The sequence below is a fragment of the Kordiimonas pumila genome (assembly GCF_015240255.1).
Classification (GTDB): domain Bacteria; phylum Pseudomonadota; class Alphaproteobacteria; order Sphingomonadales; family Kordiimonadaceae; genus Kordiimonas; species Kordiimonas pumila.
Genome location: NZ_CP061205.1, coordinates 2,633,691 through 2,658,267 on the forward strand (window position 1 = coordinate 2,633,691; position 24,577 = coordinate 2,658,267).

Below are 24,577 nucleotides of genomic sequence, written 5' to 3' on the forward strand. Positions count from 1 at the left end.
TAAAGCCCGGCCATAATCAAAACTGGTTATAGCAGCATCAATGACCAGTTATATTTTCTGTAATTTTAAGAAAGTGGTTAGTCAAAACCACTTATTTTTTCTGGCACACCTGTTTAATTCCTGCCGCAACAAAGGGAACCATGCGCTCATACGCAGCTTTCATGTCATGTGATTTTGCGGCACCACCAGAAAGTTTATCAATACGGCCCGTGTCTGCAAATGTCAGTGTCAAGGCACCAGACAGAAAGTGATATGACCAGTAAATGTCGGCAGGCTCAGCATCAGGCAAAGCCTTTTTCAATGCATCAATAAATCTTCGCACCAAGGGATCAAAGTATTTTGTCATGAGCTGACCACCCCATTCAGGTGAGTTGTTAACCTGAGCCACTAGTTCAAAGTAATGCAGCCAGCCCGAATCGTCTTGAAGGCCACGCCCAAGAAGCGGAAACAAAAAAGCATCAATAATAGCTTCAATTTCCGGGCCATTTTCACCAGCATCCTTTTGACACTTCTCCAGAGCTTCCAGCCTTTTTTCATTCAACACTTCAGCACGCCTCAACAAAACAGCATCAAACAAACCGCGTTTACTACCAAAATGGTAACTGGCTAATGCAAGGTCTACCGATGCTTTATCTGCCACCATACGCATCGAAACACCATCAAATGCATGTCTGGCAAACAATTCTTCCGCAGCGTCCAGAATTCTATCTTTACGCGATAACCTTTTGTTTTTACTTATACTATTCACTTAAATCTCCACTCAGAAGGATGTCACATTAAAGACTGTGGCAATAATACACATATTATACATTTTTCAACAATCAATGAATTTTATCATTGACACTTCAACGATCGTTGAATTTACTACTGATAGCATTATCACATATAGATTCCTGGGGAGGGATATCATGAAATTATCTCAAACTGCTTTTGCAGCATTACTTTCTGGTACAATTATTTCTACCGCATTTACTGTGCCTGTATTGGCTGCAGACAATGAGCCATATGCGCTTGAAGAAATTCAAGTTACCGCGCGGCGCAGGTCTGAATCCCTACAAGATGTTCCAATTGCTGTTACCGCATTCACAGCCGAAGCTCTCGAACTACGAGGGGCTGCTGATATCACAGACTTGGCACAGTCCGCACCCAGTGTAACGCTTGAACCATCTCGTGCCACAAACTCAACACTAACTGCTTTCATACGCGGCGTAGGCCAGCAAGACCCTCTCGCAGGTTTTGAACAAGGCGTAGCCCTATATATGGATGACGTTTATCTTGCTCGCCCACAAGGTGCCCTGCTTGACATATACGATATTGAACGTATTGAGATTTTACGTGGCCCACAAGGAACCTTATATGGTCGTAACGCTGTTGGGGGTGCCATTAAATATGTCACACGCCGTCTATCGGATGAGACCGAAGCTAGCCTAAAGCTTTCATATGGCAGCTATAACCAGATGGATGCTGTGGTTCAGTTGTCAACACCCATAAGTGAAAAGGTCCGCATTGGCGGTACCTTTGCTTCTCTTAACCGCGATGGTTTTGGTGAAAACCTGACGACAAGCGATGAACACTACAATAAAAAAATTATGGCAGCACGCACCAGCGTCGAAATCCTGCCAAATGAAGATGTCTTTATCCGCATTGCTGCCGATTATACCAAAGATACATCAAACCCGGTTTCTGGGCACCGCGTTTATGATGCAGTGATCAGCGGCAACCCAGTTTTAGAGGATGTATATGATACTGAAGCTGGCGCAAGTGAACTACCTTCAACTGCCGGTATTAACGGCAACAATGAAGTAACCGCAAAAGGCATTCAAGGCTCTATTGAATGGTCTGTAAACGAAAATATCACCCTTAAATCGATCACAGCTTACCGTGAAGACTATACGGAAACAGTTATTGATTTTGACAGCCTGCCCATTGACGATATGGACGCCCCTGCCATTTACGACAACAGCCAGTTCAGCCAAGAGCTTCAACTGCTCTATGAAGGCGATCGGTTGAAAGGTGTGCTGGGCGCATACTATCTCGATGCATCTGCTGCGAACGATTTTGACGTTGTTCTTGGCCAAACAGGCCGCATATTTTACGGATTACCCTTAGCAGCCTACACGGGCGGCACTGTTGATACAAAGGCATGGTCATTATTTGCAGATGTAACCTATGATATAACAGATGCTCTGTCCCTATCACTGGGCGGTCGCTACACACATGACAAACGCAGCGCAGACATTTTCAGGGCTAACTACTTTGGCAATGCGTCACCCTTCCTTGGGAACCAAGATGCGATTCTTATTGCTGAAACAAGCAATTACCAAAATTCCAGAACCTTTAAGGATTTTTCACCGCGCATTGCTCTCGATTACCAGCTTAATGATGATACGCTTGCCTATGCATCATTCAGCCGTGGCTTTAAGGCTGGCAGTTTTGACCCGCGCGGCGCTAACTTTTCATCACCCGAAGTTGAAAATGGTTTCAAACCAGAAACACTCGACAGTTATGAAGCCGGTGTAAAAGCCACCTTCATGGATGGCCGAGCAAGAACAAATATCGCTGTTTTCTATAGTGATTACAAAGATATGCAAATTCCAGGCTCTCTCGGTGTTGATAGTGACGATGACGGCGTGAATGACAGCTTTGTTGGTACTGTTACTAACGCAGGGAAAGCTGTTATCAAAGGTATAGAGTTTGAAGGTACCTTCCTTGTCACAGAGGAATTAACCCTGCAAACATCCCTTAACCTGCTGGATGCAGATATCAAGGAGTGGTTATTGGACGGTGCTGATGTTTCTGATCAACGCGCCGTGCAAAACACGCCTGAATTTATGTCTTATGTTGGCCTTACCTACAGCACACCCGCAGGTTCAGGCACCCTTAACCTGAATGCTAACTGGTCACACAAGGGGTCTGTTGTTCAGTTTGAAACGCCGTTGCCAGAAATTGACCAAAAAGCTTATGATATAACAAACGCCAGTATCGTTTATGTCTCTGAAGAAAATGTCTGGTCGTTTGGTGTTCACGCTAAAAATCTGCTGGATACACGCTATAAAACAGCTGGTTATAATTTTCCGCCAACAGTTCTGGGGCTGGAAAACAATATCACAACTTTTTATGGCCCACCTCTCACTGTAACGGCCACCTTTAAATATAACTTCTAATACCCTGACAGATGGAGGCTGCCCCAAAAAGGCAGCCTTTGCTGTCCAGAGCTATGGGTGTTTGCAATGACTGTATTCGATAGAAGTGCCCCCCTGATACCTGAGATAATATCATTACACGGTAAATGGAAAGCCAGTAAGACTGCCCTTATTTTTGGTAATGAGCGACTAAGCTGGCAACAGCTTGATCATGCAACAAATCGCATTGCCAACGGCCTGATTGCAAGTGGTATCAGTCGTGGCAGTATGGTCGGCGTCGTTATGAAAAATGGCCGCCAAATGGTTGAGGTCATCATCGGAATTATGAAAGCTGGTGCCGCGAGTGTTCCGATCAACCTTTCCGTTAGCGATGACACTATAGCCGTAATGTTAAGCGATGCTCATGTGAAAGCTATTATTACAACAGCTGATCAAGAGCATAGATTAGCTTTATTTTATCGTGCACATCCTAGTGTGCTTCAAATTGAATGCCATAACGCAAGTGATGATGGCTTAGAGATTTTTAAACAACAGCATGCAGCGACAAAACCTGATGTGGCACTAAAAAACAACGACATCTTAAATGTTATTTACAGCTCAGGCACTACCGGTCAACCCAAAGGTATTGTACACACCCATGCTGGTCGCAGAGATTGGGCATATGACTTAGCTCTATCACTTCGGTATAATAGCAGCTCTATCAGCCTCATCAATATAGGGCTTTATTCCAATATCAGTTGGGTAAGTTTTTTATGTACCTTGCTCACGGGTGGCACACTTGTACTGCATGAAGCTTTCGAAGCACTTTACACTCTTGAAACCATACAAAATGAACATATTACAAATGTATCGATGGTTCCTATTCAGTTTCAGCGCCTGATGGAGGCCCCAACATGTCCAAACTATGACCTGACAAGCCTGCAAGCCGTGATGAGTTGTGGGTCACCTCTTCATACAGACCTGAAAGAAATACTCTTTAACCGTTTTGGCCCTGTTATTATTGAACTATACGGCCTGACCGAAGGTGTTATAACCACACTCGACCCTGAAGACGCCGCAGAGCGCATGGCGTCCGTAGGTAAACCAATTTTAGGGACTGACATAAAGCTTATCCAAGATAATGATCAGGAAGCACCACAAGGGCAACCGGGTGAAATCGTTGCGCGAGGGCGCATTCTTATGCCCGGATACTTGAACCAGCCGGCTATAACAGCAGAAGCAGCGTGGTACGACAATGAAGGCCGTGCCTGGTTACGTACAGGCGATATTGGCACGTTTGATGCTGACGGTTTTCTCTATATTGTTGACCGCAAAAAGGACATGATTATCTCAGGTGGGCAAAATATTTATCCGCAAGATATAGAAGCCGTTCTTATAAAGCACCCTTTAGTCAGTGAAGTTGCAGTTATAGGAGCACTTAGCGCCAAGTGGGGCGAAACTCCCATTGCCATTATCGTTACATCGCCGCAAGCAAGAGTAAGCGACCATGAGATCAAAAACTGGGCCAACAAAAAACTTGGGAAACAACAGCGTATAACCCATGTTATATTCACGGATGTCCTACCCCGAAACCCAAATGGTAAGGTTTTAAAGAAAAATCTTCGAGCGCAATATGGAGAGATGAGTTTTGACTAATTCAGATCATTATAACAAGTATGTGGATAGCTTTTTCACTAACCCTGATGGCTTAAAGCAGTATTACCGTGATTATAACCATGTAGCCACAGGAAGCCCTGTGGTGCTTTGCATGCCCGGCCTTACACGTAATTCAAAAGATTTTGCTGACATTGCCGCCTATATGGCCGACAGGTGCAGGGTTATCTGTGTAGAACAGCGAGGGCGAGGTAAATCTGAATGGGACCAAAAACCAGAGCGCTACAGGCCAGATGTATATGTTGCAGACATGGTGGCACTACTGGAACATCTGGGCATTAAAACGGTTATAGCATTTGGCACGTCTCTCGGTGGCATGATGACAATGCTTATGGCAACTGTAAAGCCTGACTGTGTCAAAGGTGCCATATTAAACGATATTGGTCCTGAAATAGACCAAACTGGTGTCGCACGTATCAAGTCATATGTTGGCAAAGGCATACCTCCTAAGACATGGGAAGAAGCGGTACGCGCTGTAAAATTTGCCAATCGCGGTGTTTATCCGACCTTTACAGATACAAACTGGGAAGAATTTACACACAAACTTTACCACATTGAAAATGGCACGCCCATTATTGAATATGATCCCGCGCTTAGTAAAAACTTTGAAAGTTCAAAAGACCAGACCTCACCAGATCTTTGGCCCTTTTTTGATGCCCTTTCCATGGTACCTATCGTGGTTTTAAGAGGTGCATTATCTGACATTCTGAGTGCTGAAACACTGAAAGAGATGGAAGAACGTCATCCTGATCTTACCCCCGTCACCGTACCGGACAAAGGGCATGTGCCATTAATGACAGAGCCTGAGTGTAAAAAAGCAATTGATGAGCTCCTGAAAAAATGTAGCTAAAGTGACAGGAACTGTAGACTTGTCATAACGAGTATGGCACAAAGCCGCCTTACTCGTTTGATATAATATTACAAGGTACAGTTAATGGACGAACAATTATTACCCATATCAGCACAAGATGTTCGGAATGCTGCAGAACGCATCAAAGGTGCTGTTATTCACACACCTACAAATCATTCTAAAACATTGTCCGCTATTACTGGCGCCGATCTGTACCTTAAATTTGAAATTTTTCAGTTTACCGCAGCCTATAAAGAGCGCGGTGCCCTCAATAGACTGTTATCTCTACCTCAAGGCACAAAGGGTGTTATTGCAGCTTCAGCAGGGAACCATGCCCAAGGGATTAGTTACCATGCTGGTAGGCTCGGTATCCCCGCAACTATCGTTATGCCAGAAGGAACCCCTTTTAATAAGGTGAAACGCACAGAGGAACTTGGTGCAAGAGTCGTTTTAAAGGGCTCTGACTTTGAAGCCGCTACAAAATTCGCTTATGAGCTTGCAAACACTGAAAACCTAACCTTCATTCACCCCTTTGATGACACTCTTGTCATGGCCGGTCAAGGCACAGTGGGCCTAGAAATGCTTGAAGATGTGCCAGACCTTGACACATTGGTGGTGCCAATTGGCGGCGGTGGGCTTATATCGGGTATTGCGACTATTGCAAAATCTATAAACCCTAATATTCGAATTGTTGGCGTTCAGACAGAAGCCTTCCCTGCAATGAAGGAAACTATCGACGGGCTTTCGCTTGATGGTAACAATATCAGTATTGCAGAAGGCATTGCCGTCAACAATCCAGGCGAAAAGACCCGTGTTGTTGTCAAAGAATTGGTTGATGAAATCGTAACAGTTACTGAACGTCAGATTGAGGCAGCAATTGTTGCCATTATGGAGATTGAAAAGGTTATTGTGGAAGGTGCAGGTGCCATAAGTCTGGGTGCTGTCATGCAATACCCTGAAAAGTTTGAAGGACGAAAAGTCGGCATGGTACTATCTGGTGGTAATATTGATAGTAGGCTTCTTGCCTCCGCTATTATGCGCGGTATGGCACGTGATGGCAGGCTAGCAAGGCTCAGGATCACCATGATGGACCAGCCTGGTGCACTCGCAAAAGTGACTGCTATTGTGGCTACTGTCGGCGCCAATGTTATTGAAATGCGCCATCACCGTGAATTTGGAGCAATTTCATTAAAACAAACAGAAATGGAGCTTGTCATTGAAGCCAAAGACCAAGAGCACGCCATGCGACTGGTGACAGCCCTTGAAGCAGGTGGCTTTAAAGTTGATTATGCCAAAACCGTTTAACAAACAGTGCCAGTAATTAAATAGGCCCGAAAGTAATTTCGGGCCTATTTTTATGTGGTCAAATATAAATCGCGCCTTTTAGAGCTAGCCTCTACTCTGCCGGAATACCGGCTTTTTCTTTGCGCTCTATTTCATCAAGTTGATCTGCCACATGACTTGGCGCTTTAGTATACTTTGCTAGCAGGTCATAAAAAACAGGTACGATAAAGAGCGTAAAAAATGTTGCCACGATCACGCCGCTGAAAACCACAACCCCAATAGTTTGGCGGCTGGCAGACCCTGCCCCAGCAGCAACCATAAGCGGTACCGCGCCCATGGCAGTAGATAGCCCGGTCATCATGATAGGGCGCAGGCGTGTTTTAGCACCATCGATAAGGGCATCGCGTATGACCATGCCCTCATCTCTTTTTTGATTTGCAAACTCGACAATCAGAATGCCATTTTTAGCAGCAAGGCCAATCAACATAATAAGCCCTAACTGGCTATATATATTCATACTGCTTCCCGATAGATACAAACCAACTAAACCACCCAGTACAGCAAGTGGCACAGTTAACATGATAATAAACGGGTGAATGAAGCTTTCAAACTGCGCCGCCAAAACAAGAAAGACAATGAGCAAGGCCATTACGAAAACAAAATATATATCGCTGCCAGCTTCCTTGAACTCAAGAGTAGCCCCTTTATAATCAACACTGATCACATCAGGCAGAGCTTCCCTAATCGTATTTTCCATATAGTCTGTTACTTCACCCATAGAATAACCGGGTGCCACAACACCTGAAATGGTCAAAGCCCTAACCCGATTGTAGCGGTTAAGCTCAGCAGCTCCACTAACAGCATCAACACGAACCAAGTTAGAAAGCGGTATCAACTCTCCCGTTCTGCTAGACTTTACGTGGATATTTTCCATATCCAACGGCTGCCGACGGTCAGAAATCTGTGCCTGCAGAATAACATCATACTCTTCACCGGTGCGTACAAAGGTTGTTACCTTTCTACCTCCCATCATGGTTTCAAGAGTACTACCAATTGACTGGATGGAAACGCCCATATCTGCCGCACGAGGCCTGTCAATTTTCACGCTATATTGTGGCTGGTTTTCTTCCAGATCAGTGTCAACATTCAAAAGACCAGGATAATCTGCAATTTGTTCAAGAATTACTTGCTTATAACGGCTTAGCTCTTCGTATGTAGAACCCCCAATCACAATATTAAAGTCTTCCCCACCTCCAGAACGCGATGACAAGCCTTTAGGAATAAAGGGAATTACATTCATGCCTGTTACATTTTGCATGAGCTTAGGCCTAACTTCATTCAAAATTTCTTCGGCACTTCGTTCTCTTTCACCCCAGGGAACAAGTGTCACAAACCCAAAACCACCACCCGTATCAACCCTAATAAGGAGACGATCGATTTCATCGCCTTTTTTCACATATGGTAAAAGCTGTTCCTCCACAAGATACGCCTGCTCTTCCAAAAATTGATAACTCGACCCTTCAGGGGCTTTAATCCTAAACATAATATTACTGCGGTCTTCCGCAGGGGCAAGCTCGTTTGGAATACGCGGCATAAGGCCTGCAATAAGAGCAAAACATGTACAAAAAGCCAAAATAACAAGAGCTTTATTATTAAGGCATGATTCAATAGCCACACCATAACTCGCTTCAAGCCGCTTAAAAGATCGATCGAGAAAATGAGAGAATTTAGTTTTTTTATTACGACGACGTACAAGCTTGGAACACAACATTGGGGTCAATGTAAGCGCAATAAGGCTAGAGAAGCCAACCGCGGCTGACATTGTTATCGCCAACTCACCAAACAGCAGCCCAATATTGCCAGGCAAAAATACAATCGGAACAAAAACACCAATCAGCACTAGCGTTGTGGCAATAACAGCAAAACCAACCTGGCGAGAACCACGATATGCAGCAATCAAGCCCGGTTCACCAAGATCAACACGTCGTGAAATATTCTCTAACACTACGATAGCATCATCAACGACAAGGCCAATAGACATGACAAGGCCCAAAAGCGTAATCAGGTTAATACTTACACCCATTAAGGATAAAACCAGAAAGCTTGCAATGATACAAATAGGCACTGTAACGGCAGGCACTAAAACTGTTCGGATATTACCCAAGAACATATAGAGCACTAAAATCACAAGCCCCATAGCGATGCCCAGAGTTACATAAACCTCCGAGATAGCTTCTTCAATAAAGATGGAGGAATCAAACGCAACCTCCAGAGACATATTTTCTGGCAAGTTTACCAAAATACGCTCAACTTCTTCTTTAGCACCATTTGCAACAGAAAGTGTATTTGCTGTTGACTGCTTTACAATACCAAGCCCGATGGCCGTTACGCCGTTTACATGGAAAAAGCGCTTGTCCCGCTCAGAACCCATCTCAATCGTAGCGATATCAGAAAGTCGCACCAGATCACCCTGCCCACCATCACGGATAACGAGCGTTTTAAAATCTTCTGGCTTTTCATATTCTCTATTCAATCGAACAATTGTATCGCGTTGGATAGATTCAACTTTACCTGCAGGCAGCTCAACATTCTCTTGCCTTAAAGCATTTTCAACATCAATAACTGTAATTTGCCGAGCAGCCATGGCTTGCCGGTCCAAGTGAATACGCAGCGCATAACGCTGGCGCCCACCTATTTTAATGTTCGATACACCGTCAACAACAGACAAACGATCAACAATATTTCTGTCTGCATAATCTGTTAACTGTAAAATATCCATTGAAGGGCTGGTCAGGTTAAACCAGATTATCGCTTCAGTATCATTATCCGCTTTTGAGACTTCAGGTGGTTCAGATTCTTCAGGTAAATTATTCAAAACACGGCTTACGCGGTCCCGTATATCATTGGCCGCTGAATCAATATCTCGCTCAAGTTCAAACTCAACGCTAATGTTAGATTCACCATCTTCACTACTTGACTGAATGGTTTTAATGCCTGCGACACCTGCGATCGCACTCTCAATAATCTGCGTAATCCGCGTTTCAACAATTGCAGCGTTAGCCCCCGGATAATTGGTTTTAATACCTACGATTGGTGGGTCAACATCTGGTAACTCGCGCACTGATAAATCAGAGAATGATATCAACCCAAAGGCAACAAGCAATAAACTAATAACTGTAGCAAATACCGGACGTTTAACTGATATATCTGATAAAATCATGATTTATCACCATTTATCGGTGCACGCTTTTGCTCAACTTCGCGTACTGGTTGCCCTATACGGCCCAAACGAAATGCTCCTTGAACCACCACTTTGTCACCTGCCGTTACACCACTGGTAATTTCAACATAGCCAGGCCGCCGGATACCTGTTGTTACTTCCCTACGTACAGCAATGCCATCTTCAATAACAAAAACATAATTCTTGTTATTCGCAGGAACTATTCCTTCTTCACTAATAGACAGCGCGTTCCAGCTTCTACTTGTCACCTCAACCATCATCAACATACCTGGGCGGAGGGTATGTTGACTATTGTCAATTTCAGCACGAACCAAAACGGAACGCGTAGCGGGGTCTATTCTGCTATCGACTGTTTTAACAATGCCCTTAAATATTTTGCCAGGATAGGCCTCAACTGTGGCCTCAACACTCTGCCCTGAAGCCAATGTAGCCACAAAACGCTCGGGCACATAAAAATCAAGCTTAATAGTATCTATCGCATCAATTGTTGTAATTTTAGTGCTGGTAGAAAGATAACTACCTTCACTTACCTCCCTTAAACCTAAAAGGCCATCAAACGGAGCTGTAATATAGAGGTCATCTAAGCGTGCTTTTGCGGCAGCAACACGGTAACGAGCCTCTTGAAGGCCCCTTTTTTCGGAATCAAGTGTTGCGTTAGATGCATTACCAGTTTTCACCAAATCATTAATGCGGTCATACTGCTTTTCTGCCTGACGCAAATTGGCATCAGCCTCCTGAAACTGTGCCTCCTCCTCAGCACTCTCAAGCTGAACTAACAAGTCTCCCTTTTTAACAATATCACCGTCCTGAAAATGAACCGACACAATAACGTCTGCAACAGTAGAGGTAAGTGTGACAGATTCGTCAGCTTTTGCCGTTCCTATCGCCTGCACAATATCAGAAAAGCTTCGCTCTGAGGCATGTTCCGTTACAACACTAACGGGCCGCACCTTATCTCCTTCATCATCTTTTTTTACATCCGTCAGCAATAGCCAAGCCGAGGCTCCAGCCAATGTCAAAAATATAATACTAAAAACCACTCTTCCTGAATTCACTCTGTTACCTCGCTATATTTTTATTTATTGCAGAAACCATTGCCCCAGTATCCAAGATATTCTGCCGTATAAAACTCATCTGCCACAAAATATTGCCATAATCCAGCAAGAGACTGTCACTACACAATAATTTGAGGGAAATCACACTTTAACTTTAGTCTATACTAGCAATACGATCCCCGTTAACTTTACCCTTTGTATAAAATATAACCTGACAAATAGCTGATCGTTTTAGGTGTGCCCTTTATCCGAAAAAAGTGTTACACATATGAGAACAGATAGGCTGGATAAACTAGTGTATCTTACCTCATATTATCAGCCCTGAGCTGATAAACTTATACAGATGAGGCAGACAAATCTTATGACAAAAAAAATCTCCCTTACTGACCGTTATACCTTAAAAGAAGGTCACACCTTCATGAATGGTATTCACGCCCTTGTCAGACTGCCTATCGTGCAAAAATGGCGCGATGAAAAAGACGGTTTAAACACGGCAGGGTTTATCTCAGGTTATAGAGGATCCCCTCTTGGGGTGTATGATCTCGAATTATATAAACAACGCAAATTACTTGAAAAAAACAGTATAAAATTTGAGCCCGGATTAAACGAGGATCTCGCAGCAACCGCTGTCTGGGGCACACAAATGCTGGAAATCAACAAAAAAGACGCCTTATATGATGGTGTTTTTGGGATATGGTACGGCAAGAACCCCGGCCTTGATCGTTCAATGGATGTAGTGAAGCACGGCAACGCTGCTGGCACTAGTCCACATGGTGGTGTTCTATGTATTGCAGGCGATGATCACGGCGCTAAATCGTCCACTATCCCTCATCAATCCGATCACAATTTTATGGCTGCTTTTATGCCAGAACTATACCCGGCTTCGGTGCAAGAGTTTGTTGAATACGGCTTGCTCGGTATTGCCATGAGCAGGTATTCCGGCACGTGGGTCGGCTTCAAGGCAACAGGTGAGACAGTAGAAACAACCTGCACTGTTGACCTGTCCTGTGAACAACGCGAAATTATCATTCCAACCGATTTTGAAATGCCTGAAGGAGGCCTTAATATTAGATGGCCTGATGTCTGGCGTGAACAGGATTGGCGGTTACAGCGCTATAAAGGTTTTGCGGCTCAGGCATTTGCACGTGCCAACAAAATTGATCAAATAATTTGGGATTGCCCTAAACCAAAGTTCGGAATCATTACATCCGGCAAATCATATCAGGATGTCAGGCAAGCACTTTATGAACTGGGCATCACTCGGGAGGTTGCAACGGAGATAGGCTTGCGTCTCTATAAAGTCGGTATGCCATGGCCTCTTGAGCCACAAGGCGTACGCCGTTTTTGTGAAGGGCTTGATGAAGTTCTTGTTGTTGAAGAAAAGCGGGAAATGATAGAACACCAACTAAGGTGGCAACTTTATAATTGGAAACCAAATGTCAGGCCAACAGTAGTTGGTAAACATGACGAAAATGATGAATGGTTACTCCCTCCTGAAAACGAGCTTGATGTCGGTATGATTGCTCAGGCTATCGCTGCACGCATGGCTAAACTATATCAAAATGCTGATATACAGAAAAAACTCGATTATTTTTCGAACCGCAAACGCGCATCCATTGGCTACACGCCCGCCATTAACCGTGTACCATATTTTTGTTCAGGCTGCCCTCATAACAGCTCAACAAAGGTACCCGAAGGTAGCCGGGCAACAGCAGGCATTGGCTGCCACATTATGGCAATGAACATGGACCGCTCAACCGAAACATACACTCATATGGGCGGCGAAGGCGTGCCGTGGGTCGGTCAAGCGCCTTTCACCAAAGAAAAGCATATATTTGCCAACATGGGCGATGGCACCTACATGCACTCAGGCCTTTTAGCTATCAGGCAGGCTGTTATTGCCAACGTCAATATGACATATAAAATTCTCTTTAATGATGCAGTGGCCATGACTGGCGGCCAGCATGTTGAAGGCAACTTAACGGTGCCACAAATATGTGCGCAGCTAAAAGCCGAAGGTGTAGCAAAGGTTGTAGTGGTCACGGATAAGCCTGCTAATTACACCCTCCTTAACCTTCCCGCAAAAACAGATATTTATCACCGTGACATGCTGATGCAGGTGCAAAATGAACTGAAAAACACTAAAGGTGTTACAGCCATTATTTATGACCAAACCTGCGCAGCAGAAAAACGAAGGCGCAGAAAACGTGGCTTGATGCCAGATCCTGACCACCGGATATTTATCAATGATGCCGTGTGTGAAGGGTGCGGCGACTGTAGCGTGCAATCAAACTGTATTGCAATAGAACCTTTGGAAACTGCCCTTGGGCGCAAACGCAGAATTAACCAGTCCTCATGCAACAAAGATTACAGTTGTATCAAAGGGTTTTGCCCCTCATTTGTCAGTGTGCGAGGCGGCGCCTCACCACGAAAATCAAAAGCTGGCACTGGTGAGCTTAAGACCCTAGGACTGCCCGATTTACCACAGCCCAGTATCCCCGCTTTTGATCCAGTTTATAATGATTATAATATCCTTGTAACCGGGATTGGTGGCACAGGTGTTTTGACCATTGGTAGTATTCTCGGTATGGCATCATACCTTGATGGTAAAGAAAGCTCTGTACTTGATATGATGGGCCTTGCCCAAAAAGGTGGCTCAGTTTTATCTCACGTCCGGCTATCATCAAGCAGTGACAGGTTAAGATCATCCCGTATTGTTACGGGCCGCGCGCATGTTTTATTGGCGTGTGACAGCATTGTAGCTGCAAGCAAAGATGCCGCCAATATACTGGATGTAGAAAAAACGTCTGCGGTTATTAATTCCAACCTCACGCCTATTGCCGATTTTGTCAGAAACCAGGATATCGATTTCAAACAAGCTGCTATTGAAGGCCAGCTTGATGCTGTTACAAGGCATGACAGCCGCTATAGGGTCCCCGCACAGGAAATAGCAGCCGCTTTAATGGGCGATTCTATTGCGACAAACACATTTATGCTTGGCTATGCATGGCAAAAAGGCCTGATCCCCCTCTCTCTTGAATCAATAGAAGAGGCTATACGTTTAAACGGCGTCGCTATCGATATTAATTTACGCACCTTGTTTTGGGGCAGAATGACAGCACACGATGAAGCATCCGTTATAAAAATGCTAAAAGGCAGCATCGCCGAACAACCTATTATACCACGTACACTAGAAGAAGTTATTGACCATAGAAGCAAGCACCTAACTACCTATCAAAATGCAAAACTGGCTCAAAAATATCAGGCGCTTGTCAGTAATGTCCGTGAAGCAGAAGCTGTTTATCATGGGGATACTACCCTTACAAAAGCAGTAGCTATAAATTATGCAAAGTTATTGTCATATAAAGATGAATATGAGGTAGCCCGCCTCTATAGTGGCAAAGATTTCAAGAGCAAATTAAAAGCCCAATTTCATGGGAAAATGAACATTTCCATCCACATGGCACCACCTATTTTCCCGGGTAAAGACAAAGCCACAGGCCGCCCACAAAAACGCGAGTTTGGTGCATGGATATTCCCAGCTTTAAATATTTTGTCAAAGTTAAAGGGGCTGCGAGGCACAGCTTTTGACCCCTTTGGGTATTCCCATGAACGCCGTCAGGAAAGAACCCTAATCGCTGAATATGAAGAAATGATCAACTGGATAGTGGCCAACCTCACAAAAGAAAAACTCTCTCTTGCCATTGAGCTAGCTGCAACACCAGATATGATACGTGGGTTTGGGCCGGTTAAAGATAGCAATATTCAAAAAGCCGCAGAACAAAAACAGCGTTTACTAGCTTGTTGGCATTCACCAAATATGGATAAAGCAGCAGCCGAGTAAAAAAATGCCCCTCGCTAAAAGCAAGGGGCAGTTTGGAGCTTGTGGCAGCATAACTGCCGCCACATGAAACAACTTTATGCCGCTACAAGCGATTCAGCTGATACATAGGCAAGGTTCTGGTCCCGTGCGACCGCTTCGTACGTAACTTTACCTTCACATATATTCAGGCCAGCCAGCAGATGCTTATCGTCTGCAAGGGCTTTCTTCCAGCCTTTGTTGGCAATCGCAACTGCATGACGCAGAGTGGCGTTATTAAGAGCAAGCGTGGATGTCCGAGCAACACCGCCAGGCATGTTTGCAACACAGTAATGGACAACTTCATCAACAATATATGTTGGATTTTCGTGTGTTGTAGCTTTAGATGTTTCAAAGCAACCACCCTGATCAATAGCCACATCAACAAGCACACTACCACGCATCATACGAGAGATCATATCGCGTGTTACCAATTTAGGCGCAGCAGCGCCCGGTATCAATACAGCGCCTACAACAAGATCAGAAGCAAGGCAGTTTTCCTCTACCGCATCTTGTGTGGAATACACTGTTTTTACAGTGCCTTTAAAAATGTCATCAAGCTGTTGAAGACGGCGAATAGAGCGATCAAGGATTGTAACATCAGCGCCCATACCAACAGCCATACGAGCAGCATTTGTGCCCACAACACCGCCGCCGATAACGGTTACTTTTGCTGGTGCAACGCCCGGCACGCCGCCAAGAAGCATACCACGACCCCCTTGGCTCATTTCAAGTGCATGAGCACCAGCCTGAATAGACATTCTGCCCGCAACTTCAGACATTGGAGCCAATAGAGGCAGACCGCCAAAGTTATCAGTTACAGTTTCATAGGCAATTGCGACCGCGCCTGATTTAATAAGCGCTTGTGTCTGTTCTGGGTCTGGCGCCAAATGCAGGTATGTATAAAGAATTTGCCCCGGGCGCAGCATTGCACATTCAACGGCTTGTGGCTCCTTAACTTTTACAATCATGTCTGCTTTGGCAAATATATCTGCAGCAGTTTCAATAATAGTAGCACCTGCGGCTACATACATTTCATTTGTAAAACCAATTTCAAAGCCGGCGTTGTTTTGAACAATAACGTCATGGCCGTTCACTATCAGCTCTCTCACTGAGGCTGGCGTCAAACCAACACGATATTCACGGTTTTTAATTTCTTTTGGAACACCAACAAGCATTTCGCTCTCCTGAAAATTATAAGTCTGCCAAACGGGGCAAGCGCACGCGCATTATAATACAAAATCCTCAGAATTTCCTTGCAAAGACATGTTTTCGTCGATAGCCTAAAGCAACTTTAGGCGGAAATTATTCAAAATAACGCAAGAAAATTCTAATGATTGAATTAGATAAGATTGATCATGCGATCATAGAAGCCCTGCAACTTGACGGTAAGCTCTCTAATGTGGAGCTTGCTCTTAAAGTGGGATTATCTGAATCTGCATGCTTACGCCGGGTCAAGGCGCTGCAAGATAAAGGCGTTATCACCCACTATGCTGCCCATGTGGACGCAGGCAAAATTGGGCTTCCCGGCACGGTGTTTGTGCGCGTATCGCTTGAGCATCAACAGGAAGTAAAACTCGGCTTATTTGAAGCTGCTGTATCAGAAGTTCCAGAAGTTATGGAATGCTACCTGATGAGCGGCGATGTAGACTATATGATGCGCGTTGTCGTTAAAGATGCGCCTGATTATGAACGCATCCACAACAAGCTCACCCGGTTACCGGGTGTCGACCGTGTTCATTCAAGCTTTGCGCTGCGGTCTGTACTGAAACGTACCCGCCTACCCTTGCATGCACCAGAGAAACGAAAACCTAGCCGTTGAGGCTTAAAGCCAATCGGGTACAGGCAGGTTTTTACTTTTCAAGAACTCAGGGTTAAAAAGCTTTGACTGGTACCGAAGGCCACTATCACAAAGAAGGGTAACAATGGTTTTCCCTGGTCCCATTTTTTTCGCAAGTTGAATAGCACCTGCCAGATTTACACCGGTAGATGAACCAACACACAGGCCCTCTTTCCGCAGCAAATCAAAGGCAAGAGGCAAGGCTTCCTCATCCGTAACCTGAAATGCTTCATCAATCGGGGCATCCTCAAGATTAGCTGTAATGCGAGACTGACCAATGCCTTCCGAGATAGAAGAACCTTCTGATTGTAAGGTGCCTGATGTAAAGTAACTATACATTGATGCTCCCATCGGGTCAGCAAGCCCAATAACAATGTCTCTGTTAAACTTCTTCAACCCCATTGCTGTACCCACAAGAGAACCGCCAGAACCAACAGATGTAATGAAGGCATCAACTTTACCATTTGTTTGTAGCCATATCTCTAATGCAGTGGTTTTAATATGTGCTTCCCTATTGGCAACATTATCAAATTGGTTTGCCCAGATAACACCATGTTTTTCTGTTGCAGCAAGTTCTTCAGCTAACCGCTTTGCAACATGCTGGAAATTATTAGGGTTTGAATAAGGCGCGGCAGGAACAAGCTTGAGCGTTGCACCCATAATACGAAGAGTATCAATTTTTTCTTGCGACTGCGTCTCTGGCATCACAATAAGCGTGCGGTAGCCTTTGGCATTTGCAACAACGGTTAACCCAATACCAGTGTTTCCCGCCGTCCCTTCAACTATAAGGCCGCCACCCTCTAGATCACCACGCTTTTCAGCCTCTTCAACAATATTAAGGGCTGGCCTGTCTTTTAATGACCCACCTGGATTGGCATACTCTGCCTTACCAAGGATTGTACAGCCTGTGAGTTCAGAGGCGTACTTCAACTTGATAAGAGGCGTATTACCGATTGCAGCAATAGCGCCGGTTAAACGAGGCATAAGTTTCTCCGTATATTACATGGTCATATAAAAGCGGTTATTCCTAACCTGAACGGAGATATCAACCTAATAATAATTGTCTGGATGACAATGCCAACTTCTTCATAGCATAGCTCTTCAGGTAGACGACTATTATCCAAGTTCATCCAATAGCAAATCTAATGGATCACTTTCAGGCGCCATTTTAGTTTTCATACTGGGCTTCGCCTTTATCTCCGTTGTTTTTTGCTGCTCCACAGGTATAGATTCCAGTACAGACATTTCCTCATTAAACTGGTGTATCTCTTTTTTAAGGACCCTATTAATAACCGATAATAATTCGCGCTTATTAATAGGTTTTGTCACAACATCATTCATGCCACTAGCACGGAACTTTTCTAACTGCTCGGGGAACGCATCAGCAGTGCAGCCAATGATAGGCAAGTCAGCCTTATCGTTGTCAATTGCCCTTATCCACTTAGTTGCATCAATGCCACCAAGAACAGGCATATGCACATCCATCAGAATAAGGTCATAATGGTCGCTCTCCGCCTTAATACAAGCTTCGGCACCATTTTCTACTGCTTCAATCTCATGCCCTAATTTACCCAGCATATTTGCAAGAATACGTTGGTTTATAATATTATCATCTGCGACCAGTATCTTGAGAGATTCTGTAGATACTGCCCCCACAGCAGATAATGATTGTGCAAAATTTTTATCTTCTGGTAGGTCTGCTTCCGTACCTTCCGTACATGTCAAGGTAAACCAGAAGGTTGCCCCCTCGCCTTCAACACTTTCAACACCAATTTCACCGCCAAGTAATAGGCATAATTGTTTGGATATGGCTAGCCCCAGCCCCGTCCCACCAAAACGTCTGGTTGTCGAGGCATCCGCCTGTGAAAACTTTTGAAATAGCTTATTCTGCGCTTCTTCTGATATACCAATGCCTGTATCTTTAACCGACACTTTAATTTTGTGCTCATTGCCATGCTGCGATACATATTCAGCATGAAGCTTAACCCCGCCACTTTCTGTGAATTTAATAGCATTACCCACAAGATTAAACAGCACTTGCCGTAAACGCGTGGGATCAGAAACAATAACAAGCGGAATTTGCGGGTCAGCATTCCAAGTGACATCAAGGCCTTTTTCTTTAGCTTTTGGCTCCAGAAAGCGCACTGTATCAGCCATAATCCAGCCTAAGCGCGTTGATTGTAGTTCCAGCTCTACCTTACCCGCTTCAAGTTTTGAAATATCAAGAATATCATTAATAACTTCCAGCAAACTTTGGCCTGATTGTCGAAGTGTCTCTGCAAAATAGCGTTGGCTAACATCTAGCCCTGTATCCATCAGCAAATCAATCATGCCTATAACACCGTTAAGGGGCGTTCTTATTTCATGGCTCATGGTCGCAAGAAACTCAGACTTGGCAATATTTGCAGTTTCTGCTGCATCACGTGCCTTTGATAATTCATTTGCAAGTTTTGCAAAGGCTTCTCTCTGCTCTTTGAGAATTGCTTCGTTTCTACGTTTATCTTGCAAAACCTGCTGAAGGTTTTTCTCTAAACCCGTAATCCTGATGTGAAGGGTTTCTGATTCTAAAACAGCATTCCTCACTAATTCTGCAGCAGAGATTAAATCAGGCCTATTTCGGAGGGCGCTTTCATCCACTGAAAGTTCATCATCTTGCTTACCTTCAATATGAGCGCGAATTATCTCTAAAAACATCGCCTCTGGCCTTATCCAGAAATACTTAATAATGAATTGTATTCCAAGACCAACAAGGCCACCAATGACGCCAACAGACAAAACAGGTATGTAACTGAGTACTGTGGAATGTATATGATAATACATTAACATGGTCGCCAGCATCGTAGCGACAGCAGTTATCCAAGGAATGGTGCTTAGAAAATGTCTCATACCTATAGAAAACTATCCATAAAAGCTAATCTGAAAGCAGCCTATCGCGTAAATCTTAACATAGCAATAAAGGCCTAAAAATCAGGTGCCTATATAAACTATCTGCATGTTTCAAAATGACTAAAACTGAACGCGCCTTGTAAAGCCACCATCAACGATTAGATTTGTGCGTGTAACCCATGACGCTAGTGGACTTGCTAGAAAAACTACTGCATTCGCAACCTCTTGAGTGGTTGCCATTCTGTCAAGTGGGTGAGCAGCACACACTGCCTTGAATGTGTCGGACTGATTTTTCTCTATCTGCCCCCAAAAGCCATCCTCAACATAAACGGGCCCGGGAGACACGCAGTTTACCCTGACATTATGCCTTGCAACCATTTCACCAAGCTGGCTTGCGTAAGTAATTAGCCCCGTCTTAACTGTATTATAAGCTGATACCCCACCTGTCGCTTCCAACCCTGCAATGCTGGTAATAACCACAATTGATCCGCCTTTACTTGCCAGATGCGGTAAAATAGTTTCGCAGCCCTTAACAACCCCCATCAAATCAATCTGAAAAGCGCTATTCCAGCCCTCATCGCCAGCATGGGCACCGCCGCTAACATTTGGAACAAATATATCAACGCCGCCTAACTTTGCTACGGCTTCCTCAATCCAGTGTATATAGCTTTGCGTATCTGATACATCGCAAACTGCACCGTAAACAGTGTAACCTTCTACCTGTAAAGTAGCTGTAACCGCGTCAACCTGCTCACTATTTCTGGCACAAAAGGCAACGTCAGCACCTTCCATCAGGAAAGTTTTCACAATAGCAGCACCGATCCCCCGTGTGCCACCTGTTACAAGAACGCGTTTACCCACAAGATTCAAATCCATAGTGTGTCCTATTTTGTACCGCAAAAAGACTTTAAGGCCATGTCCCTTAATTCACGCCGCAACACTTTACCGACAGGCGATTTTGGTAGTTCATCCAGAAAAACAATGGTCTTTGGAACCTTATAACTGGTCAGGTGATGCTTACAATATGCGATTATATCTTGCTCAGATAAAGCTTTGTCTTTGCTAACAACGTAGGCAATTACACGCTCTCCGGTTTCGGCATCAGGGACACCAACAACAGCAGCATCACCAATTTTATCATGGCGCGTGAGTATATCCTCAATATCAGCAGGGTACACATTGAAACCAGATACAATCACCATGTCTTTCAATCGATCAACGATATATATATAGCCATCTTCATCAAGCTTGGCGATATCACCAGTTTTAAGCCAACCATCAACGATTGTTGCATTTGTAGCCTCAGGATTATTCAAGTACCCTTTCATAATCTGCGGTCCTTTAATAAGAAGCTCACCGACTTCCCCTGTAGGCATTATGTTGCCCTCACTATCAACTATGCGTGTCTCTGTACCCGGCAACGGTAAACCACACGAGCCTGCCCTAGGTTCTACATTAAACGGAGTTGACGAAACAACGCAGGTACTTTCAGTAAGTCCGTACCCTTCGCGTATTTTAGTGCCCACCAGGCTTTCCCATGCCTTAGCCGTAGCAGGCTGAAGCGGCGCAGCACCAGACGAACACAGCCGTAATGTTTTAGGCGGGTTATCGAGGAACCACTTTTCCTGCATTAGCCCCAAATACAATGTATTCACACCCGGCATAATTGTTATATCGAACTTATCAAAGGCAGGTTTTAAATTTGAGAGCGGCCTAGGGACTGCAACTAAAACAACATGAAGCCCTTTTGTAACGCTGTTTAACGCCCCGACAGCCAATGCGTACACATGATATAGGGGTAAAATAAGCAATAAAATGTCGTTTGATTCAATTTCAAAACTACCCTGTTTTGAGAACTGCGATATATTACCAACAATATTTCCGTGCGTTAGCTCTGCGCCTTTACTTCTTCCGGTAGTACCCCCTGTGTACTGATAAATCGCGATTGTATCATAGCCAACATGCTGTGTGTAAAGGCTCATATCTGCTACTGTCGTTAATAGCTCACGGCCTTTTTTTATAACATCCTGCATGGTCCCTTCGAGAGTGCCTGTAAAGGCGGGCACAATTTTTTTAATATGTTTCATTGCAAAGCCAAGCAAAACACGCTGCACCGTCGGAAAGAAATCAACCAAAGATATTTTAAAAACCTTTTCAACCTTAGTTCCAACAATAGATTCATCAACCCTGTTGCCAAATACATCGATGATAAACCAAACTTTTGCCCCACTATCCTTTAGCTGGTGGTTGGTTTCTTCAGGGGTATATAGTGGGTTAACATTCGTAACGGTTAATCCAGCCTTAAAAATGCCGAATGCCAAAACAGGATATGCCAAAACATTAGGAGATTGGATGGCAACAACATCATCAGGTACAAGCTTTAATTCTTCTCGTAAGTAAACAGCAACAGCGTCAGAAAGCTCACCCAGTTCACGGTAACTTAATGTAGCTGAATGCCCAGTCGGCAAAATACAGCTAAATGCAGGTCTATCACCATATTCAGCAACGCTTTTGTTAACAATATCTCCCATATGCTTGCCCAGCATATCGCCAGCTGTAAACTCAATATTTGCCATTTTCTTCCCCATTAATCTTCAATGCTTATGCAGGTGCAATTTCAAGCCGTGCATAAAGTTTATCTGGTTCTTCCAGACAATCAGCAAACTCTTCCGCCAATCGCTCGCTTTCCTTTGTAACTGCCGCCCAGTAATTTAGTCTTTCTGCATCATTCATAGAGATAAAATCATTCCTATCGGGGATTTTACCTTTTGGAAGCGCCTGGATAAAAGCCTCACTGGGAGCTAAAAGTAGAATATTATCCCAAACCGCACCCTTAACCACTCGTGACTTTATTCGCTTATCAAACCAACCCGGTATCAGGTATGGATAAAAATGCGGATACAGAATAATACCATCATCAATATTCCAAGGTGTATCAAAGTGATAATCGATAATACCGCCATCACGGTAAACACCCTTTGGGGCACCTTCAATGTTGATAACAGGCTCCCCCACAAATGGAATAGAACCACTTGCCATTAATACGTCTGCTAAAATATCACCGCTCAATTTAACATTACTCTGACTAAAACCACTCCATGCTTCTGGGCAAGCCTCATGCTCCCCCGAATAAAAAACCACACGTTCATAAAACTTTGCCAAATGATCACGCCTTAGTGAATTTGCAGCTGCAGATACAATAATACTCCCTGCTTCCTTAAATCTTGATGAATTTTCGCGTAGTCCCTTCACTCTAGCGGTTACAATATTCAGGTTTCTTAAAGGGTTTATCACAAGTCTTGTCGCTTCTGCTGGGCTATAGAGTTTATGGAGAAACGAATAGGAAGCTGTGGTCAAAACCTCTGCATTAGCGGCATGTTCAGACCTAAACTGCATATAAAGGCCTATAAATGTTTCGATAGTTTTGAGCGCATTAGGGTGTGCTGCACTTGCCATACGCCATGCACCAATTGAGGAACCAATTAAATCAATCTTATGTGTACTGGTATGAAGCCAGTGCCCAAAAACAAACTTATCCAAACCCAAAAGAACAAGCCATTTAGGGCCGCCAGAAGCCCCCAGCACCATCTTAATCATCTCTGGCGTCAGACCATCTTGTTTAATTCTGGCTCGCGCAGTTTTCCCTGCAATCAATCGAAGTGCGTTCATTAAATACCCGACGTGTTATAAGAAGAATACGGTTACGTATACTCTATCCATTTCCAGACTAAACAGTCTAGAAATTAATCAGGGTTTAATAATAACTTTGCCTTTTGCCTTACGCTCTGTGAGACAATCATATGCAGCTTTTATATCATCAAGCGCAAATACATCATTCACCAATGGGTTAATGATACCAGACTTAAACATACCAAACATTTCCTGCATATTTTGGATTTGGCCCGCAGAGTTTGCGCGTGCCCAAGCCCCCCAAAACACACCAACAATTGAACACTGCTTCAGAAGACACAGATTAATCGGTATACGCGGTATATCACCGGCCGCAAAACCAATAACTAACAAACGCCCACCCGGCGCCATACGGCGAAGAGCAACTTCTGTATAGTCGCCCCCAACCGGATCATACACAACATCAAGGCCGCGCCTTTCTGTAAGCACATCAATGCGTTCTTTTAGGTCTTCTGTGGTGTAGTTGATAACCATATCTGCGCCAGCCTTTTTGCAGACTTCCAGTTTTTCATCGCTGCTGGCTGCCGCAATTACTGTTGCCCCCATAGCCTTTGCCAGTTCAACCGTTGCCAGCCCAACGCCGCCCGCTGCACCAAGCACCAGTATTGTTTCACCTTTTTGCAAATTTGCCCGCTGTTTAAGCGCGTGATAGCTTGTTGCATATGTAATTGTAAAACCGGCACCCACTTCAAAAGGCATGCCTTCTGGCATAGGGATCAATACAGCAGCCTTGGCAACAGCTTGTTCTGCAAAACCGCCAACCTGGTTGGTGAAAATAACCTTATCACCAACCTTTACATTGGTTACACCTTCACCAAGTTCTTTAATAACGCCAGCACCCTCGCCGCCCGGCGTAAATGGCATATCCGGCTTGAACTGGTACTTTCCCTGAATAATCAAGACGTCAGGGAAGTTTAAACCAGCGGCTTTTACCTCGATCAGAACCTCGCCTTTACCAAGCTTTGGTGCATCAATAGTTTCAACCGTTAATTTATCGGCCATTCCAAGTTCGCGGCACAGTACAGCTTTCATAATCTTCCCCTATAGATAAAATGAGAGCAGGATCATAACCTGCT

16 protein-coding genes are annotated in these 24,577 nt (G+C 44.3%); 6 read left to right on the forward strand and 10 right to left on the reverse strand.

Annotation, left to right across the window (positions count from 1 at the left end):
- Window positions 1-91: 91 nt before the first annotated feature.
- Window positions 92-748: a TetR/AcrR family transcriptional regulator gene (locus ICL80_RS11570; RefSeq protein ID WP_194212406.1), complete on the reverse strand. Its 657-nt coding sequence runs from the start codon at window positions 746-748 to the stop codon at window positions 92-94.
- Between the two features lie 160 nt (window positions 749-908).
- On the opposite strand from ICL80_RS11570, the gene ICL80_RS11575 reads away from it, so the two are divergent.
- The 4 genes from ICL80_RS11575 to ICL80_RS11590 all read left to right on the forward strand — a co-directional run bounded on the left by ICL80_RS11575 (window position 909) and on the right by ICL80_RS11590 (window position 6,951).
- A complete protein-coding gene (locus tag ICL80_RS11575; RefSeq protein WP_194212407.1) occupies window positions 909-3,164 on the forward strand; it encodes a TonB-dependent receptor in 2,256 nt (751 codons plus the stop codon).
- Between the two features lie 66 nt (window positions 3,165-3,230).
- Window positions 3,231-4,778 carry a class I adenylate-forming enzyme family protein gene (locus ICL80_RS11580; RefSeq protein WP_194212408.1) on the forward strand — a complete coding sequence of 516 codons (1,548 nt, stop codon included), beginning with the start codon at window positions 3,231-3,233 and terminating at the stop codon, window positions 4,776-4,778.
- A complete protein-coding gene (locus ICL80_RS11585; protein ID WP_194212409.1) occupies window positions 4,771-5,646 on the forward strand; it encodes an alpha/beta fold hydrolase in 876 nt (291 codons plus the stop codon). The genes ICL80_RS11580 and ICL80_RS11585 overlap by 8 nt, the downstream gene beginning before the upstream one ends.
- A gap of 84 nt (window positions 5,647-5,730) precedes the next feature.
- Entirely contained in the window at window positions 5,731-6,951 is a 1,221-nt protein-coding gene (locus tag ICL80_RS11590) for a threonine ammonia-lyase (RefSeq protein WP_194212410.1), read from the forward strand.
- Between the two features lie 91 nt (window positions 6,952-7,042).
- Here ICL80_RS11590 and ICL80_RS11595 read toward each other — a convergent pair whose 3' ends face one another.
- Entirely contained in the window at window positions 7,043-10,150 is a 3,108-nt protein-coding gene (locus ICL80_RS11595) for an efflux RND transporter permease subunit (RefSeq protein WP_194212411.1), read from the reverse strand.
- Window positions 10,147-11,226 carry an efflux RND transporter periplasmic adaptor subunit gene (locus tag ICL80_RS11600; RefSeq protein ID WP_228073449.1) on the reverse strand — a complete coding sequence of 360 codons (1,080 nt, stop codon included), beginning with the start codon at window positions 11,224-11,226 and terminating at the stop codon, window positions 10,147-10,149. The genes ICL80_RS11595 and ICL80_RS11600 overlap by 4 nt, the downstream gene beginning before the upstream one ends.
- Window positions 11,227-11,587: 361 nt before the next feature.
- Here ICL80_RS11600 and ICL80_RS11605 point away from each other — a divergent pair, with 361 nt between their 5' ends.
- A complete protein-coding gene (locus tag ICL80_RS11605) occupies window positions 11,588-15,070 on the forward strand; it encodes an indolepyruvate ferredoxin oxidoreductase family protein (RefSeq protein WP_194212413.1) in 3,483 nt (1,160 codons plus the stop codon).
- Between the two features lie 74 nt (window positions 15,071-15,144).
- Here ICL80_RS11605 and ald read toward each other — a convergent pair whose 3' ends face one another.
- A complete protein-coding gene (gene ald, locus ICL80_RS11610) occupies window positions 15,145-16,263 on the reverse strand; it encodes an alanine dehydrogenase (protein ID WP_194212414.1) in 1,119 nt (372 codons plus the stop codon).
- A gap of 155 nt (window positions 16,264-16,418) precedes the next feature.
- On the opposite strand from ald, the gene ICL80_RS11615 reads away from it, so the two are divergent.
- Window positions 16,419-16,907 (forward strand): Lrp/AsnC family transcriptional regulator, encoded by a 489-nt coding sequence (locus ICL80_RS11615; RefSeq protein WP_194212415.1) that lies wholly within the window; start codon window positions 16,419-16,421, stop codon window positions 16,905-16,907.
- A gap of 3 nt (window positions 16,908-16,910) precedes the next feature.
- Here the strand turns inward: ICL80_RS11615 and ICL80_RS11620 are convergent, their stop codons facing one another.
- The 6 genes from ICL80_RS11620 to ICL80_RS11645 all read right to left on the reverse strand — a co-directional run bounded on the left by ICL80_RS11620 (window position 16,911) and on the right by ICL80_RS11645 (window position 24,533).
- Complete coding sequence (locus ICL80_RS11620) at window positions 16,911-17,909, reverse strand: cysteine synthase A (protein WP_194212416.1); 999 nt, start codon at window positions 17,907-17,909, stop codon at window positions 16,911-16,913.
- A 132-nt stretch (window positions 17,910-18,041) separates the two neighbouring features.
- On the reverse strand, window positions 18,042-19,811 hold the full coding sequence (locus tag ICL80_RS11625) for an ATP-binding protein (protein ID WP_194212418.1): 1,770 nt from the start codon (window positions 19,809-19,811) through the stop codon (window positions 18,042-18,044).
- A gap of 120 nt (window positions 19,812-19,931) precedes the next feature.
- Window positions 19,932-20,687 (reverse strand): SDR family NAD(P)-dependent oxidoreductase, encoded by a 756-nt coding sequence (locus tag ICL80_RS11630; protein WP_194212420.1) that lies wholly within the window; start codon window positions 20,685-20,687, stop codon window positions 19,932-19,934.
- An 8-nt stretch (window positions 20,688-20,695) separates the two neighbouring features.
- Entirely contained in the window at window positions 20,696-22,387 is a 1,692-nt protein-coding gene (locus ICL80_RS11635) for an AMP-binding protein (protein ID WP_194212431.1), read from the reverse strand.
- 25 nt (window positions 22,388-22,412) lie between these two features.
- A complete protein-coding gene (locus tag ICL80_RS11640) occupies window positions 22,413-23,480 on the reverse strand; it encodes a patatin-like phospholipase family protein (RefSeq protein WP_194212434.1) in 1,068 nt (355 codons plus the stop codon).
- Window positions 23,481-23,558: 78 nt separating this feature from the next.
- Window positions 23,559-24,533, reverse strand: a complete 975-nt coding sequence (locus ICL80_RS11645) for an NADPH:quinone oxidoreductase family protein (RefSeq protein ID WP_194212435.1) — start codon at window positions 24,531-24,533, stop codon at window positions 23,559-23,561.
- Between the last annotated feature and the right edge of the window lie 44 nt (window positions 24,534-24,577).